The organism is Cryobacterium sp. 10I5, assembly GCF_035019865.1.
Classification (GTDB): domain Bacteria; phylum Actinomycetota; class Actinomycetes; order Actinomycetales; family Microbacteriaceae; genus Cryobacterium; species Cryobacterium breve_A.
Window position 1 is genome coordinate 35,133 of record NZ_JASJVI010000003.1, and the last position, 14,552, is coordinate 49,684.

14 protein-coding genes are annotated in these 14,552 nt (G+C 68.4%); 3 read left to right on the forward strand and 11 right to left on the reverse strand.

All coding sequences use genetic code 11. From position 1 onward, the window contains the following. Positions 1 to 97: 97 nt before the first annotated feature. Positions 98 to 655, forward strand: coding sequence for a TIGR03086 family metal-binding protein (locus QN350_RS01815; RefSeq protein ID WP_322140124.1), 558 nt, complete (start codon positions 98 to 100; stop codon positions 653 to 655). A 13-nt stretch (positions 656 to 668) separates the two neighbouring features. Here the strand turns inward: QN350_RS01815 and QN350_RS01820 are convergent, their stop codons facing one another. From QN350_RS01820 to QN350_RS01870, 11 genes are all read right to left on the reverse strand, one after another. After that, positions 669 to 1,469, reverse strand: coding sequence for an ABC transporter permease (locus QN350_RS01820; RefSeq protein WP_322140125.1), 801 nt, complete (start codon positions 1,467 to 1,469; stop codon positions 669 to 671). Between the two features lie 8 nt (positions 1,470 to 1,477). Next, positions 1,478 to 2,389, reverse strand: a complete 912-nt coding sequence (locus QN350_RS01825; protein ID WP_281535224.1) for an ABC transporter permease — start codon at positions 2,387 to 2,389, stop codon at positions 1,478 to 1,480. Beyond that, a complete protein-coding gene (locus QN350_RS01830; RefSeq protein ID WP_322140126.1) occupies positions 2,389 to 3,585 on the reverse strand; it encodes an ABC transporter substrate-binding protein in 1,197 nt (398 codons plus the stop codon). The genes QN350_RS01825 and QN350_RS01830 overlap by 1 nt, the downstream gene beginning before the upstream one ends. A gap of 27 nt (positions 3,586 to 3,612) precedes the next feature. Then, positions 3,613 to 4,671: an ABC transporter ATP-binding protein gene (locus QN350_RS01835; protein ID WP_322140127.1), complete on the reverse strand. Its 1,059-nt coding sequence runs from the start codon at positions 4,669 to 4,671 to the stop codon at positions 3,613 to 3,615. A 179-nt stretch (positions 4,672 to 4,850) separates the two neighbouring features. Next, on the reverse strand, positions 4,851 to 6,548 hold the full coding sequence (locus tag QN350_RS01840; protein ID WP_322140128.1) for an HNH endonuclease signature motif containing protein: 1,698 nt from the start codon (positions 6,546 to 6,548) through the stop codon (positions 4,851 to 4,853). A 337-nt stretch (positions 6,549 to 6,885) separates the two neighbouring features. Next, a complete protein-coding gene (locus tag QN350_RS01845) occupies positions 6,886 to 8,037 on the reverse strand; it encodes a VIT1/CCC1 transporter family protein (protein ID WP_322140129.1) in 1,152 nt (383 codons plus the stop codon). 5 nt (positions 8,038 to 8,042) lie between these two features. After that, positions 8,043 to 8,351, reverse strand: coding sequence for a hypothetical protein (locus tag QN350_RS01850; protein ID WP_281535229.1), 309 nt, complete (start codon positions 8,349 to 8,351; stop codon positions 8,043 to 8,045). Next, the gene (gatB, locus tag QN350_RS01855; protein ID WP_281535230.1) at positions 8,351 to 9,856 is read right to left on the reverse strand and encodes an Asp-tRNA(Asn)/Glu-tRNA(Gln) amidotransferase subunit GatB; all 1,506 of its coding nucleotides are present in this window, start codon (positions 9,854 to 9,856) and stop codon (positions 8,351 to 8,353) included. The genes QN350_RS01850 and gatB overlap by 1 nt, the downstream gene beginning before the upstream one ends. After that, positions 9,856 to 11,403, reverse strand: coding sequence for an Asp-tRNA(Asn)/Glu-tRNA(Gln) amidotransferase subunit GatA (gene gatA, locus QN350_RS01860; protein WP_322140130.1), 1,548 nt, complete (start codon positions 11,401 to 11,403; stop codon positions 9,856 to 9,858). Before gatA ends, gatB begins: the two co-directional genes overlap by 1 nt. A 2-nt stretch (positions 11,404 to 11,405) precedes the next feature. Further along, positions 11,406 to 11,702 carry an Asp-tRNA(Asn)/Glu-tRNA(Gln) amidotransferase subunit GatC gene (gene gatC, locus QN350_RS01865; RefSeq protein ID WP_134447662.1) on the reverse strand — a complete coding sequence of 99 codons (297 nt, stop codon included), beginning with the start codon at positions 11,700 to 11,702 and terminating at the stop codon, positions 11,406 to 11,408. Between the two features lie 35 nt (positions 11,703 to 11,737). Beyond that, positions 11,738 to 13,015 carry an alpha/beta hydrolase gene (locus tag QN350_RS01870; protein WP_322140131.1) on the reverse strand — a complete coding sequence of 426 codons (1,278 nt, stop codon included), beginning with the start codon at positions 13,013 to 13,015 and terminating at the stop codon, positions 11,738 to 11,740. A 226-nt stretch (positions 13,016 to 13,241) separates the two neighbouring features. Between QN350_RS01870 and QN350_RS01875 the strand changes: the two genes are divergently transcribed. Beyond that, complete coding sequence (locus QN350_RS01875) at positions 13,242 to 13,778, forward strand: PadR family transcriptional regulator (RefSeq protein WP_322140132.1); 537 nt, start codon at positions 13,242 to 13,244, stop codon at positions 13,776 to 13,778. Continuing rightward, the gene (locus tag QN350_RS01880; RefSeq protein ID WP_322140133.1) at positions 13,775 to 14,545 is read left to right on the forward strand and encodes an alpha/beta hydrolase; all 771 of its coding nucleotides are present in this window, start codon (positions 13,775 to 13,777) and stop codon (positions 14,543 to 14,545) included. The genes QN350_RS01875 and QN350_RS01880 overlap by 4 nt, the downstream gene beginning before the upstream one ends. Positions 14,546 to 14,552: the final 7 nt, after the last annotated feature.

Here is a 14,552-nt window from a genome sequence, read left to right on the forward strand (position 1 = left end):
CCGCTGACCCTGCGGGCAGACCCGGTCCGCGGGTAGCGTGCGAGGCGGAATGCACCGGCGACCGCAGGGGTTGCATCGTGCAACGAAAGGAGCCTTCATGGAATCGAACTGGATCGCACTGCAGCAGCAGGCCCACCAGGAGTTCAGCGCCCGGCTCGCGCACATCACAAGCTGGGACGCGCCGACCCCCGACTCAGAGTGGACCGTCCGCGACCTCGTGCGCCACGTCGTCCGAGGCCAGCAGACCGTGCCTCGGCTCCTGGCCGGGCGCTCGGGCCTCGAGGCTCGCCTCACCCGCGCCCCGCTCGGCTCTGACCTCCAGGCGGAATGGGACACGTACTCCGCCCTCGCGACCGCCGCCTGGTCGGAGGCCCCCGCGGATGCTCCCGTCCGGCTGGCGTCCGAGACGGTCACCGCGGAGGAATACCTGCGGGAACAGGTCGCGGAGGTCACCATCCACACCTGGGACCTCGCCCGCGCCGTCTCCGCCGACGAGTCCCTCGACGACGACCTCGTCGCGGCCGTCTGGACGGTCTTCGAGCCGCAGAAGGACGCCCTCGAAGCGAGCGGCCTCTTCGCTCCCCCGGTTCCCCTTCCCGACGACGCGCCGCTCCAGGCCCGGCTGCTCGCACTCACCGGGCGCGACGCGCGCTGACATTGCCTCGGCGTCAGCGGGTGACTTTCTCCGCCCCCGCGAGTCGCTGCGCGACGTAGATCGGCACGATCGAGACCAGCACGAGGACAACGGCGATGACGTTGACGATCGGGGCCTGATTCGGCCGGAACAGATTGTCGAGGATCCAGATCGGCAGGGTTTTCACGCTCGACCCCGCGGTGAACGTCGTCACGATGATCTCGTCGAAGCTCAGCGCGAAGGCGAGCAGCCCGCCCGCGAAGAGCGCAGAACGCAGTTGCGGGAAAGTCACGAGTCGGAAGGTGGTCCAGAGTCCCGCTCCGAGATCGGCCGACGCCTCCTCGAAGTTCATGCCGACGCGGCGGAGACGGGCAATGACGTTGTTGAACACCGTGACGATGCAGAAGGTCGCGTGCGCGATGATCACGGTCGCGATCGACAGCTGAATGCCCAGGATCGTGCGGAAGGCATTGTTGAGCGCGATGCCCGTGATGATGCCTGGGAGTGCGATCGTCAGGATCACGAGGAGGCTCACGGCGTCGCGTCCGAAGAACGCGAACCGCTGCAGGGCGAGCGAGATCAGGGTGCCGAGGACGAGGGACACCAGGGTCGCCACGATCGCGATCTGCACGCTCGTCGCGATCGCGTTGAGGGCGCCCTCATTGCGGAAGGCCTTCACCCACCACTCGAAGGTCAACCCGGGCGGCGGCCAGGTCAGGTTCGTGCTCGTACTGAACGAGTTGATCAGCACGACGATGAGCGGCAGGTAGATCACCGCGAGAATGATCCCGGTGAGGACAGCGAGGACAGCTCGCGCCGGTCTGCTGAGTCGCATCTCTCCTCCTACAGATTGTCCAGAGCGCCGGTGCGGCGCACGGCGGCGAGGTATCCGAAGATGATCACGATCGGGATGAGCGCGATCGCCGCCGCGAGGGGCAGGTTGTTCGCCGCGCCGACGTTCGTGTACACGAGATTGCCGAGCATCTGGTTGGCCCCCCCGACGATGTTGACCGTGATGTAGTCGCCGAGGGTGAGCGAGAAGCTGAAGATCGAACCGGCGATGATCGCCGGCCAGATCATCGGCAGCACGACGAGCCGGAGGGTGGATCCGGTCCGGCCGCCGAGGTCGCCGGATGCCTCGAGCAGGGAGTCCGGAACGCGTTCCAGGCCGGCGTAGATCGGCAGGATCACGTACGGCAGCCAGAGGTAGGCGAGGGTGATGACTGTTGCCGGGAGCCCGTAGCCCGGGGTCTGGCCGCCGAACGGCGCGACGAGCCAGTCGACGATGCCGTCGCTCGACAGCACCGAGCGCCACGCATAGGCCTTGACCAGGTAGCTCGCCCAGAGTGGCATCAGCACGGCGATCACGAGCACCCGCTGCCACCGGGTGCTCGCAACCTTGGCCATGTAGAACGCGATCGGCAGGGCGACCAGCACGTCGACGACGGTCACGACCACGGCGACGCCGAGGGTGCGCAGGGTCACCGTCTGGTACAGCGAGCCGGTCAGCACCGTCACGATGTTGTCGAGCGTCCACGTCTGCGTGATGGTTCCCGTGAACGTGTCGACCGTCCACAGGGCCGTGATCAGGAGCGCCGCGAGGGCCACGATGTAGACCAGTCCGAGCCAGAACAGCGGGGCCGAGAGCAGCAGGGAGAGTCGGAGCCGGGGGTGCCGGCTCAGGAAGACCGAGATCCGGCGGGCCCCGGTGTCGCGGGGCGCCGGGACCGGCCCGCCGGATTCGGGCTGGAGCATCAGCCCTTGATCTCCTGCCACGCGGTCGTCCAGGCCGCGTAGTCGGTGCAGGTCACATCGGTCCGGCCGTCGATGCATTTGGCGATCGGCGTCGTCCAGTACCAGATCTTCGACGCGTAGTCGGCGTCTCCGGCGTGATAGGTCGCGCACTGGTTGGGGTCGGTCATGAACTCGCAGGCCTTCTGGTTCGACGGTGCCTCCCCGAAGTACTCGGTCGCCTGCGCGTTCGCCTTCGGGCTCGCGATGTAGTTGAGCCAGGCGTATGCGCAGTTCGGGTGGGCGGCCTTCGAGGCGATCATCCAGGTGTCCGACCAGCCGGTGACGCCCTCTGACGGAACCGTGACCTCGGCAGGGGTCCCGGCAGCGAGTGAGTTGCGGATCACCTGCCAGGTGGTGCCGACGACCGTGTCTCCGGTCTCGAAGGACTGCACCGACTTGAGGTAGTCGGACCAGTATTCTCCGATGTTCGGGCGCTGCTGCTTGAGCAGGTCGACGGCCGCCGCGAGCTGCTTCTCATCGAGGGCGTATGGGTTTTTGATCCCGAGATCGGGCTGGTGCTTCATCAGGTACATGGCGGCATCCGCGATGTAGATCGGGGAGTCGTAAGCGGTGACCTTGCCCTTGTAGGCGGAGGACTTGTCGAACACGACGTCCCACGACGTCGGCGCAGGCGTGACGACATTCTTGTTGTACATCAACAGGTTGGCGCCGTAGCCGTGCGGGATGCCGTAGGAGATGCCGTCGACGCTGTTCCAGGCCTGGAGCTTGAGGAAGTCGTAGATTCCGGCATAGTTCGGGATCAGGTCGGTGTTCACCGGGGCGACGTCTCCGGCGGCGACCAGGCGCAGGGAGGCGTCCCCCGACGCCGCGACGACGTCGTAGTCGCCGGTCTTCATCAGGTTGAAAGCCTCGTCGGAGGTGCCGTAGGTCTTGCTCGTGACCTTGCAGCCGGTCTCGTCCTGGAAGGCGCTGACCCAGTCCACGGTCGGGTCGTTGCTGCCGTCCTCGACGTAGCCGGGCCACGCGAGGATCGAGACGGCGCCCTCGTTCGCGCCGAGGGCGGTGGGCGCGGATGCGGTGGGCTTGGTCGCCCCGGACGTCGTGGTTCCGCACGCCGTGAGGAGGGCGATCGAGGCGATGGCGAGCCCGGTCAGGGCTGTCAGTCTGGAGTTGCGGTGGGGCGCATGGCGGTTCATTTCGGTCTCCATTCTTGGGTGGGCGGGTTACGGTGTCGGATCCAGGGAATCCGCGTGCCGGTCTGCGACGATCGCGACCGTGTCCAGGTCGGACCAGGCCACGCGCACGCGGGCGCCGCGTTCCTCGTCCCCCACCCGACGCGCATCGTTCTGTTCCTGCACGACGACGCGCATTCCCGCGTCGAGGTCGACGATGATCCGGGTGCTGCTGCCCAGATAGATCACTTCGGCGAGGATGCCCGGCGCCGAGCGGTCGCCGCGGATCGGGGACTCGAGCCTCGCGACCGTCATCTTCTCCGGCCGTACGGAGTGGATACCGCCGCGACCGAGCACACGCAGCGACAGCTCGTCGCTGAACACGTTGGACGTGCCCACGAAGGCGGCCACGAACGGCGAGACCGGGTGATCGTAGATCTCGGCCGGGGTGCCGAGCTGTTCGATCCGGCCCTCGTTGAAGACGGCGATCCGGTCGCTGAGGGTGAGCGCCTCTTCCTGGTCGTGGGTGACGAAGATGAAGGTGATGCCGAGTTCGCGCTGGAGCTCTTTCAATTCGACCTGCATCTGCTCGCGCAGCTTGAGGTCGAGGGCGCCGAGCGGCTCGTCGAGGAGCAGTACCTTCGGCTGCACGACCGTCGCCCTGGCCAGGGCCACGCGTTGCCGTTGCCCGCCGGAGAGCTGTCCGGGCTTCCGGTCGCCGAAGCCACCGAGTCGCACGGTGTCGAGGGCCGCCCTGGCCCGCTCGTGACGTTCGCGCCTGCCGACACCGCGCACCCGCAGGCCGTACGCCACGTTGTCGAGCACCGTCATATGCGGGAAGAGCGCATAGTCCTGGAAGACAGTGTTGACGTCGCGGTCGAAGGGAGCGCGGTCGGTCACGTCTTCTCCCTGGAGCGACACCGTTCCGCTCGTCGGCTGTTCGAAGCCCGCGATCAGCCGGAGCACGGTCGTCTTTCCGGAGCCGGACGGGCCGAGCATCGAGAAGAATTCGCCCTCGACGATGTCGAGATCAACCCCGTCGACGGCGTTCCCCGCACCGAAGGATTTCGTCAGCCCCCGCAAGCGGATGGCCGGTCGGTCTGCGGACACGGAGCCTCCTTCGTCACCCTCGGCTAAATCATATGGAAACGGATGTCTGAAATCCGGTTCCGTATGTTGCGGTCAGGTCACGATGACCGAACGCCTCCGAGAACGACACCCTATAGCGACGGCCCGCGTCCGGCGCGGCCCCCGTTCGCCCGGTCCGTCGTGCCGGTCAGTCGGACCGGTCACCCGCGGTTGGGTGGTCCGGTGAGGACCTGGTGGGCGCGGTGCCGGTTCGGTGGCCGCCACAGTCGTTGCGGGTCAATGAGCCCCGGCGCCCGGACCTGGGGTGAGCCTTTCACCATGCGGATCTCCCACCCGGAGGTGTCGATCGTGTGGTGATGGAACCAACAGAGTAGGACACCGTTGTCGACCGTGGTGGGTCCGTCCTTCGCCCATGGCTTCACGTGGTGCACTTCGGCCCAGTGTGCGGGGGCTGTGCAGCCGGGGATGATGCAGCCGCCGTCGCGGGCGGTGATCGCCCGGCGTTGCGCCCGGTTGAAGTACCTTCGTTCCGGACCGAGTTTGAGTACCTGGTTGTTTTCCCCGAACAGGACCCCTTGGAAGCCGCCGTCACAGATCCGCTGATGCACCGTCTTCAAAGACACCGGCGCCTCGACCCCGTCGATCCACCCGACGCCGACCCCGGAGGCGAGGTCGGCCGCGTTCACGTGTAGCATCACCGTCGGCGCCGACCCGCCCATGCTGGGCGTGTCCTCGTCCCGGGCGGCGTGCTCGATTAGGGCCCGGAGGATGTCCGCGCGTTTCTCCCCGCCCGTGCGGGTATCGGCGCGACGCTCCCGCAGCTCCGCTTCGATCACGTCCAGTTCCGGGCCGGTGCCGGTGTCCTCGGTCTCGGCGCCGGGGATCATTTGCCCCGAGTCCATCCGCGACTGCTCCTCCTCGGTGGGGAATGCGGGCCGGGCGTGGATGCTGAGGAAGGCGTCGAAGAGGGTGTTCATCATCCCGTAGAGTTCCGGCGTCACCCCGCCCTTCACCGGGTACAGGCCGTTCTTCAATTGTCCGAAGCCGATGTTGGACTTCGCCTCGAACAGGTCTTCCTGCGGGAGCATCCCGTCGGGGTCGAGGATGGCCTGCCATTGCAGGACCATGCCGCGGATCAGGTCCGCGGCCGCGGGCACCCCGGCGCCGGCGAGGATCTCGGTCTCCGGGGTGATCCGCCCGGCCGCCGTGGCGACCAGGGCCCGCTCGGCGACCTCGACCTCCGCCGGGACCGTCCGGTGACTGACCGCCCCGAGCCCCGTGGTGATCAGCTCGGCCGCTTCCACCCCGATATCCCCCGCCGCCAGCGCGGCGCCCACGACCGGGAACAACGGCGGCAACACCGCCAGGCCCGCCCGGCGGGGCAACACCGCATCCCCGAGCTTCGTCCGCCGCTTCACCTCCCGGGCCGACACCCGCGTCACCCGGGTAAGTACATCCCACGGCCCCCGGCAGCCCATCTTCCAGGCCAGGCCTTCCCGGCCGAGCACCCGGGCCCGCCGGTCCACATCCGTCGCGGTATTCACCCGGGCCGCGTCGACGGTCCGGCCGATGGCCTCCACCTCCTTGAGTGTCGTGACCGCTTCCGCATCGCTGAGCAGTCCCACTGGGATCGCCGCCAGTGCGTCTGCGAGAGCTGAACGCGCTTCGGTTAGCCGGGCGACAGCATCCGCATGAACCGATGGAACCGACCCGGCCAGCCCCTCAGCGCCCTCGAAACCCTCGGCAACCGCGACCGGATGGGCTGACCCGGCTTGCGCGTTCGGGGATTCGGCGGACGCCTCACCGGATGCGGGGCCCACCGTGATGGGCTGATCCCCCGCGGCCCCGGAATCGGGTGTCTGCGGGGTGTGTGACTGGGGATCCGAAGCTCCTGCCATACCCCGATTCTACCCCGAATCGAACAGGAATGCGAGACTTACTCACATAATTTCAGGCTGTCCAGCCCGATTTTCATACCTGAAAACGAATGCACCGAGCTCGTGGTGGCTAATTCAGGAGATCCACCCGGGCGAGCGACACAGGCCCGCGGACCAGTGCGGCCGATCCCACCCGACGCAAAGAATTTCCTGAGTTAGCCACCGCGTGCACGCCAGAGGCGTCAGTCGGCAACACCGCGGACGAGCGGTGATACTCCGCGCGCTGTGGATGGCCGTGCAGCGACCTCGGGCGCAGCGCGGAGACCGACACCCCGCCCGCGGATCGCTCCCGAAGGCGCTACCCGAGCGAGGTGCCGAAGAGCAGGCCGAGCACGTAGGTGACGCCGGCGGCCGCGAAGCCGATCAGCAGCTGGCGAAGCGCACGCCGGAGGGGCGGCCCGCCGGAGAGCAGACCGACAATCGCGCCCGTCGCGAGGAGGGCGAGTCCGACGAGCACGGACGCGACCACGATCGCCGCGAGGCCTTCGAGTCCGAAAAGGTACGGCAACACGGGGAGGATGGCACCGGAGGCGAAGAAGCAGAAGCTCGAGGACGCGGCGCCCCAGCCGGTTCCGATCGCCTCGTGCTCGTCGGTCGCGGGGTCGAGTGCCCCATGCGCCGTGTCGGCGCCCGGGACCGGGGCGGCAACCGAAACCGGTCCGGTAGCCATGGTCAGGGTGCGCAGCACCTCATGGGCCTGCGCCTCGGCCTCTTCCGCCGCCATGCCCTGCGCGCGGTAGACGAGCGTGAGCTCGTTGGCGGCGAGGTCGAGGTGCGAGAGCACCGTGCGCGCGGTCGCCTGGGGGGTGGATGCCTCGAGCAGCTCCCGCTGCGACCGCACCGAGACGTACTCTCCCGCACCCATCGACAGGGCGCCGGCGAGCAGGCCGGCGATGCCCGTGAACAGGATGGTCGCCGCGGGGACGCCGGTCGCACCGATACCGAGCACGAGGGCGAGGTTGGAGACGAGGCCGTCGTTGATGCCGAACACGGCTGCGCGGAACGACCCGGCGAGGCGCTGGCGTCCCCGGGCAGCGAGTCCGCGCACGACCTCCTCGTGGATGCGTTCGTCGGCAGCCATCGTCTTCGTCGCGTCGACGTCGGAATCGTATGGCGAGCGCGCTTCCGCCCGCTGGGCGAGCGCGAGCACGAAGACCGAACCGAATCGTCTCGCGAGGAACCCGAGGAACCGGGTGCGCACCGCGCCACGTTTCGGCGGGCCGGCCTGGTCACCGAGCAGGTCCCGCCAGTGTGCCTCGTGGCGGGCTTCCGCCTCGGCGAGGGCGAGCAGGATCTCCTTCTCCTCACCGGTTCGCCGGGAGGCGAGGTCGCGGTATACCGCGGCCTCAGCGCGTTCGTCGGCGAGGTACTGGCGCCAGCGGCGGATGTCGGCGGGGGTCGCGGGGCTCTCCGCGCTCGAGGGTGCCGGACGTTCCTGGGCTGCGCTCATCGCCATCACGCTTCCGGCGCCGGCTCGAGAGAGGCCTGGGCGACCCGGGCAGACAGGTGCGGGCCCGAGCCGTCGAGCCCATAGAACGGCTCGTCGAACTGCACGGTCCAGATCGCCTCCCGACCCGAGACCGGGGCGTACAGTGCTGCGCCGTCGGAGTCCCCCGCACCGACGATGACGCCGATCGGGTCTTCGACCATTGACTCCGGGTAGCGACTCCGGTCGAGCCGCACCAGAACCTGCATACCGACGCCGAAGACGGCGCGGCTCGCAGCCCCGTCGGGCGCGGGCTCGCGTCGCTTCCAGAGGGCCATTATTCCGCCGCTCCCGCCCTTTCGAGTACGAGTTCCCGTACCCGAGCGGCATCCGCCTGCCCGCGCATGGCCTTCATGACGGCGCCGATCACGGCACCGGCCGCCTGGACCTTGCCGTCGCGGATCTTCGCGAGGACGTCGGGCTGGGAGGCGAGCGCGAGGTCGATGGCCTCGATGAGCGGGCCGTCGTCGGAGACGACGGCGAGGCCGCGGATCTCCACGACCTCGAGTGGGGTACCTTCGCCGGCGATGACGCCCTCGAGCACCTGGCGTGCCAGGCGGTCGGTCAGCGTACCCGCGGTGACGAGTTCGATGAGCGCGGCGAGCTGCGCCGGCTCGACGAGCGAGTCAGCCGAGACGCCCGCGACGTTCGCGAGGCGGGCGACCTCGCCGGTCCACCACTTGCGGGCCGACTGGGCGGATGCCCCGGCGGCGACGGTGGCCTCGACCGCGTCGAGCAGGTCGGAGTTGACCACGTCCTGGAACTCGAGGTTCGCGAAGCCCCAGTCGGCCTGCAGGCGCTTGCGGCGTGCGGCGGGCGGCTCCGGCAGGGTCGCGCGGAGTTCTTCGACCCAGGCGCGGGAAGGCGCGACGGGGACGAGGTCGGGCTCCGGGAAGTAGCGGTAGTCGTCGGCGTCGGACTTGGGCCGGCCTGCGGACGTGATTCCGGTGTCCTCGTGCCAGTGCCGCGTCTCCTGCGTGATGGTTCCGCCGGCGGCGAGGAGCGCGGCCTGGCGCTGGATCTCGTAGCGGACGGCACGTTCGACGCTGCGGAGCGAGTTGACGTTCTTGGTCTCCGTGCGGGTGCCGAGCTTTCCCGAGCCGCGCGGGCGCAGGGACACGTTCGCGTCGCAACGCACGTTGCCCTCTTCCATCCGGGCGTTGGATACCCCGAGTGCCTTGACGATCTCGCGGATCGCGGCCACATAGGTGCGGCCGATCTCGGGTGAGTCGGCTTCGCCGCCCTCGATCATCTGGGTGACGATCTCGACGAGGGGCACGCCGCCGCGGTTGTAGTCGACGAGCGAGTAGTCGGCGCCCTGGATGCGGCCGGTCGCGCCGCCGACGTGGGTGAGCTTTCCCGCGTCGTCTTCCATGTGCGCACGTTCGATGTCGACCGTGACCAGGCGTCCGCTTTCGAGCTCGATCGTCAACTGCCCGTTGAACGCGATCGGCTCGTCGTACTGCGAGGTCTGGAAGTTCTTCGCCGTGTCGGGGTAGAAATAGTTCTTGCGGGCGAAGCGGGAGTATTCGGCGATCTCGCAGCCGAGGGCGAGCCCCAGGCGGATGCTCGACTCGATCGCCTTGGCGTTCACCTGTGGGAGCCCGCCGGGGAGTCCGAGGCAGGTCGGGCAGGTGTTCGTGTTCGCACCCTGGCCGAATTCGTTGGCGCAGCCGCAGAACATCTTGGTCTTGGTGTTGAGTTCGACGTGCACCTCGAAGCCGAGCACCGGCTCGAACAATTCGAGGGCCTTGTCGTAATCCATCAGTTCAGCCTTCTTCATCAGACGGCTCCCCCTTCGCTCGCGAACATTTGTGTGGGCGCCAGCTTCGGCGCAAGGCTGAGCAGGGTGTGTCCCCAGTGCGCTTCGAGCAGCTGCTCGACGGCGGCACCGAAGGTGTACAAGCGGGCGTCCTGCTTGGCGGGCGCCATCACCTGAAGCCCGACCGGGAGGCCGTCCTCCGGCGCGAGGCCCATCGGCAGGCTCATCCCGGGGATGCCGGCGAGGTTCGCCGGGATCGTGGTGACGTCGTTGAGGTACATCGCCATCGGGTCGTCCATCTTTTCGCCGAACTTGAACGCCGTGGTCGGCGCGCTCGGAGAAAGCAGGACGTCGACCTTTTCGAAGGCGGCGTCGAAGTCGCGCTGGATCAGGGTGCGCACCTTCTGGGCGCTGCCGTAGTAGGCGTCGTAGTAGCCGGCGCTCAGGGCGTAGGTGCCGAGGATGATCCGGCGCTTGACCTCGGGTCCGAAACCGGCGTCGCGGGTCGCGGCCATGACGCGTTCGCTCGTGAGCGGTCCCTCCGCCGGGTCCACGCGGATGCCGAAACGCACCGAGTCGAAGCGGGCGAGGTTGCTCGAGGCCTCGGCAGGGAGGATCAGGTAGTACGCGGCGACGGCGTATTCGAAGCTCGGCGCACTGACCTCTTCGATCTCGGCGCCGGCTGCGACGAGCATCGCGAGGGTCTCGTTGAAGCGCTGCAGGACGCCGGGCTGGAACCCGGGGCCGGACAGCTCCTTGACGACACCGATCCGGACGCCGGTGAGGGCGCCGTCGACCCGGCCCGCGATCGCGGCGGCGGCCATCGAGGGCCAGCGGTCGGTCAGGGAGGTGGAGTCGAGCGGGTCGTGACCGCTGAGCACGTCGTGCAGCAGCGCGGCGTCGTAGACGGTACGGCTGACCGGGCCAACCTGGTCGAGGGAGGAGGCCAGGGCGATCGCCCCGTAGCGGGAGACGCCGCCGTAGGTCGGCTTGACTCCCACGGATCCGGTGACGGCGGCGGGCTGGCGGATCGATCCGCCGGTGTCGCTGCCGAGGGCGAGGGGCGCTTCGAACGCGCTCACAGCTGCGGCGGATCCTCCGCCGGAGCCGCCGGGGATCCGGTCGAGGTCCCAGGGGTTGTGGGTCGGGCCATATGCGGAGAACTCGGTGGAGGAGCCCATCGCGAATTCGTCCATGTTGGTCTTGCCGAGCGGGATCAGTCCCGCCTCTCGGACGAGGCGCACGACCGTCGCGTCGTAGGGCGGGATCCAGCCCTCGAGGATCTTCGAGCCCGCGGTCGAGGGCATGTCGCGCGTCGCGAGCACGTCCTTGATGGCGATGGGCACCCCGGCGAGCGGACCGAGCACGGCCCCGGCGGCACGCTGGGCGTCCACGACGGCGGCCGCGGCGAGGGCGTTCTCGCCGGCCACGTGCAGGAACGCGTGCACGTCGGTGTCGACGGCAGCGATGTGGTCGAGGTGGGCCTGGGTGGCCTCGACGGAACTGACGGCACCGCTCGTGAGGAGGATGGACAGGTCGGCGGCGGAGAGACGGGTGAGGTCGGTCATGGTTACTCCTCGTCCAGGATCGCCGGCACGCGGAATTTGTCGCCGTCGCGGTCGGTCGAGCCGGACAGTGCTTCTTCAACGGACAGGGACGGCACGACGACGTCGGCGCGGAAAACGTTGGTCAACGGCATCGGGTGGCTCGTCGCGGGAACTTCGGGCGTTGCGACTTCGGCGACCTTCGCCACCGAGTCCACGATCTGGCCGAGTTCGGCGGTGAGGCGGGTGATCTCCTCCGGGCTGAGGTCGATCCGGGCGAGGTTTGCAAGATGCGCAACCTGCTCGGCCGTGATTTCAGACATGTTGCTCCGATTGTGGTTGAGGTGAAGACCCAATTCTATTCGGAGCCGTTGGTGACCAAGTCCGCGTTGTCCGTTCCGATCAGCGCCATGTTGTGCAGCGACTCGCTTCCCGGCTCGAAATAGGCGTTGTGGCCGAGCGAGGCCGCGAGGCTGGCGCCGGTGATCCGGTCGGTCGAGCCGCCGACCCCGAGCGGATGCGCCCCGTACGATTCCGCCCCCGGGTCGCTCCCGAAGAAGGCACTGTTCACGGCCGGATCCCAGTCCGCCTTTCCGACCCAGACGTTCTCACCCGTCACATGCAGGCTGGCCGCCGACTGGATCTGGCTTCCCGGCGATCCCACGAGCACAAGGGCGTCCACGTCGAACGAGCCGCGGGCGAGGGCGGTGAGCGCGACGGTGGAGCCGTAGGAGTGCGCATAGACGGAGATGAACGGTTGGTGCGACCGACGGTCCGAGCGGATGCCGAGCGAGGACTTCTCGAGGAAGTCGGCTCCGACGATGGCCTTGTCGAGGCCGCCGACGCTGAACAGGTCGGGGACCTCATAGCCGATCCAGGCGACCGTCGCGATGCTCGCATCCGCCTGTCTCGTGGCAGGGGTCGCGCGTTCGGCGAGCACCTTCTCCTGTTCCGTGTACAGCGCGTTCGCCGTGTCCGTCCAGTGCACCATCTCGGCCTCGACGGTGTAGTTCATGCCGGGAACGAGGAAGCCGACGTAATCGGCGGTGTCGGGATTGCCGAGCGCGATGGCCGCGCGACCCCCGCCCGTGCTGTCGAGAAGGATCAGGGAACGGCGCGGTCCCGCATCGGATTGCCTGAGTGCGCTGCGCACCTGGTCGAGGATAGCGAGCTCGTGGGTCGCGCTAGTGCGGTCTTCGTCGCTCAGAGCGCCCGTGAGGCGCTGCTGGGTCTCGGTGATGCTCTCAGTGAGGTAGCGGGCGTTCGCGCGGCCACGCTCCCGGAACGGGATGCCCTCGAGGTTGCCGACGAGGCGGGGTGCCGCTGCGAGGAGCGACGAGCGTTCGCTGCCGCCGAGGGACGTCCACCAGCCGGTGACCTCGGTCGCGGCCGGTGGGACGGCGAGGAGGGAGTCGAGCTGCTCGGGGAAGTCCAGGACGAAGCTCGAGATGTCGGCGACGGGGAGCCTGGCCAGCCCGGCGAGCAGGCTCGACCCGCGCAGGAAGCGGAGGGAGTTGACGTCTCCGTCGATCGACGAGACCGGTTCGAGGCCGAGGGGCTGCAGTCCCAGGTCCGTGTCGCTCGACGCGACCGCGTATTCGTGCACCTGAAAGGACTCGCTGGCACCATTGAACACCAGCGAGGAAGCTAGAAGAATTGCCGCGCCTACCAGCAAACCTGGGTACGTCCCCTCACGAACACCGAGCGGTGGATCAGCACGGTATCAAGTGCACACCCTGCATTTTTAGAATATCGAAATTGACGACGGTTTTGGTTGAACTTTGTCCCCGGTCCGGGTGAGATTATTCGAGCCCTGAAACCGGGTCTTGCGCTCTCGCATATATGCATGGTCTTATATACCCATGTCGCTCACCATTGCTCTCCTCGGGATGCTCGAGCTCTCGCCCCTTTCCGGGTATGACCTCAACAAGAGGATCGAGGCATCCGTCATTCATTTCTGGTCTGCGGATCAGTCCCAGATCTATCGCACGCTCAGCCGTCTGGTCACCGACGGACTCGCCGAGGTCACGGTCATCCCCCAGGACGGCAAGCCCGACCGGCGCGAACACCGGATCACCGCGGCGGGCCGCGAGGCCCTCGACGCCGCGCTCAGGGCGCCGCTGGAACCGGAGACCCCGCACGAGTCCTTCCTGATGCGCCTCTTCTTCGCCGGCGGGCTCGGAATCGACGGCGTCCGCGAACTCCTTGACGCGCGCAGGGAGGACGCGACCGGGCTCCTCACGCGCCTGAGAGCGATCGACGCCCGGGGTTCGGGGCGACCGGACGACGTCGGCCAGGCACTGCGACGGGCCACGCTCCGCAACGGAATCGTCCACGCCGAGGCTGAACTCGCCTGGCTCGACGAGACCGAATCCGTCCTGGTCGCGGCCGCACGGTGACCGGCTATCCGCTCGAGCACGGCGCCGAGGCACCCGGCTCGGAGACGATCGTTCTGCTGCACGGCGGCACCGTGGCCTCCTGGTCCTGGCAGCCTCAGGTCGAGGGCCTGCCGGACCGGCACGTCCTCACACCGGACCTGCCTGGCTTCGGCTCCCGGTCGGGGGAAGAGTGGCAGTCGCTGGATCGCACCGCGGACGACGTGGCCGAGGTCATCCGCTCCCGGGCCAGGGGCGGGAGTGCCCACGTGATCGGTCTCTCTCTCGGCGGGCTCGTCGCCGTGCGCCTGATGGCGAGGCACCCGGAGCTCATCCGGTCCTGTCTCATCTCCGGCGCACCGCTGGCCGGCATCCACGGAGCTTCGCGGTTCCTCAACACCCTCCAGCTGCGCCTGTGGGACAAGGCCTGGTACTGGAGGGCGCAGGCGAAGGCGTTCGGGCTGCCTGCCGATGCCGTCGATCTGTTCGTCGACCACGGCCTGGGGATCCGGGCAGACAACGCGGCACGCGTGTTCGCGGACGTCAACCGGGGCGGCTGCCCGGATTCTCTCGGCGACTACCGGGGTCCGCTCCTCGCCGTTGCAGGGGGGAAGGAGTCGCGCCTGGTTCGGCGGAGCTTTCCCGAGCTGCGCCGCAGGCTCCCGCAGACCCTCACCTGGATCGCTCCCGGCATGCACCACGTCTGGAGCATCGAGAACGTCGGGCTCTTCAACCGGATGGTCCTCGGCTGGGTCGACGACCGGTCGGTGCCCGAGTCCGAGTCCGACTGACGGATGA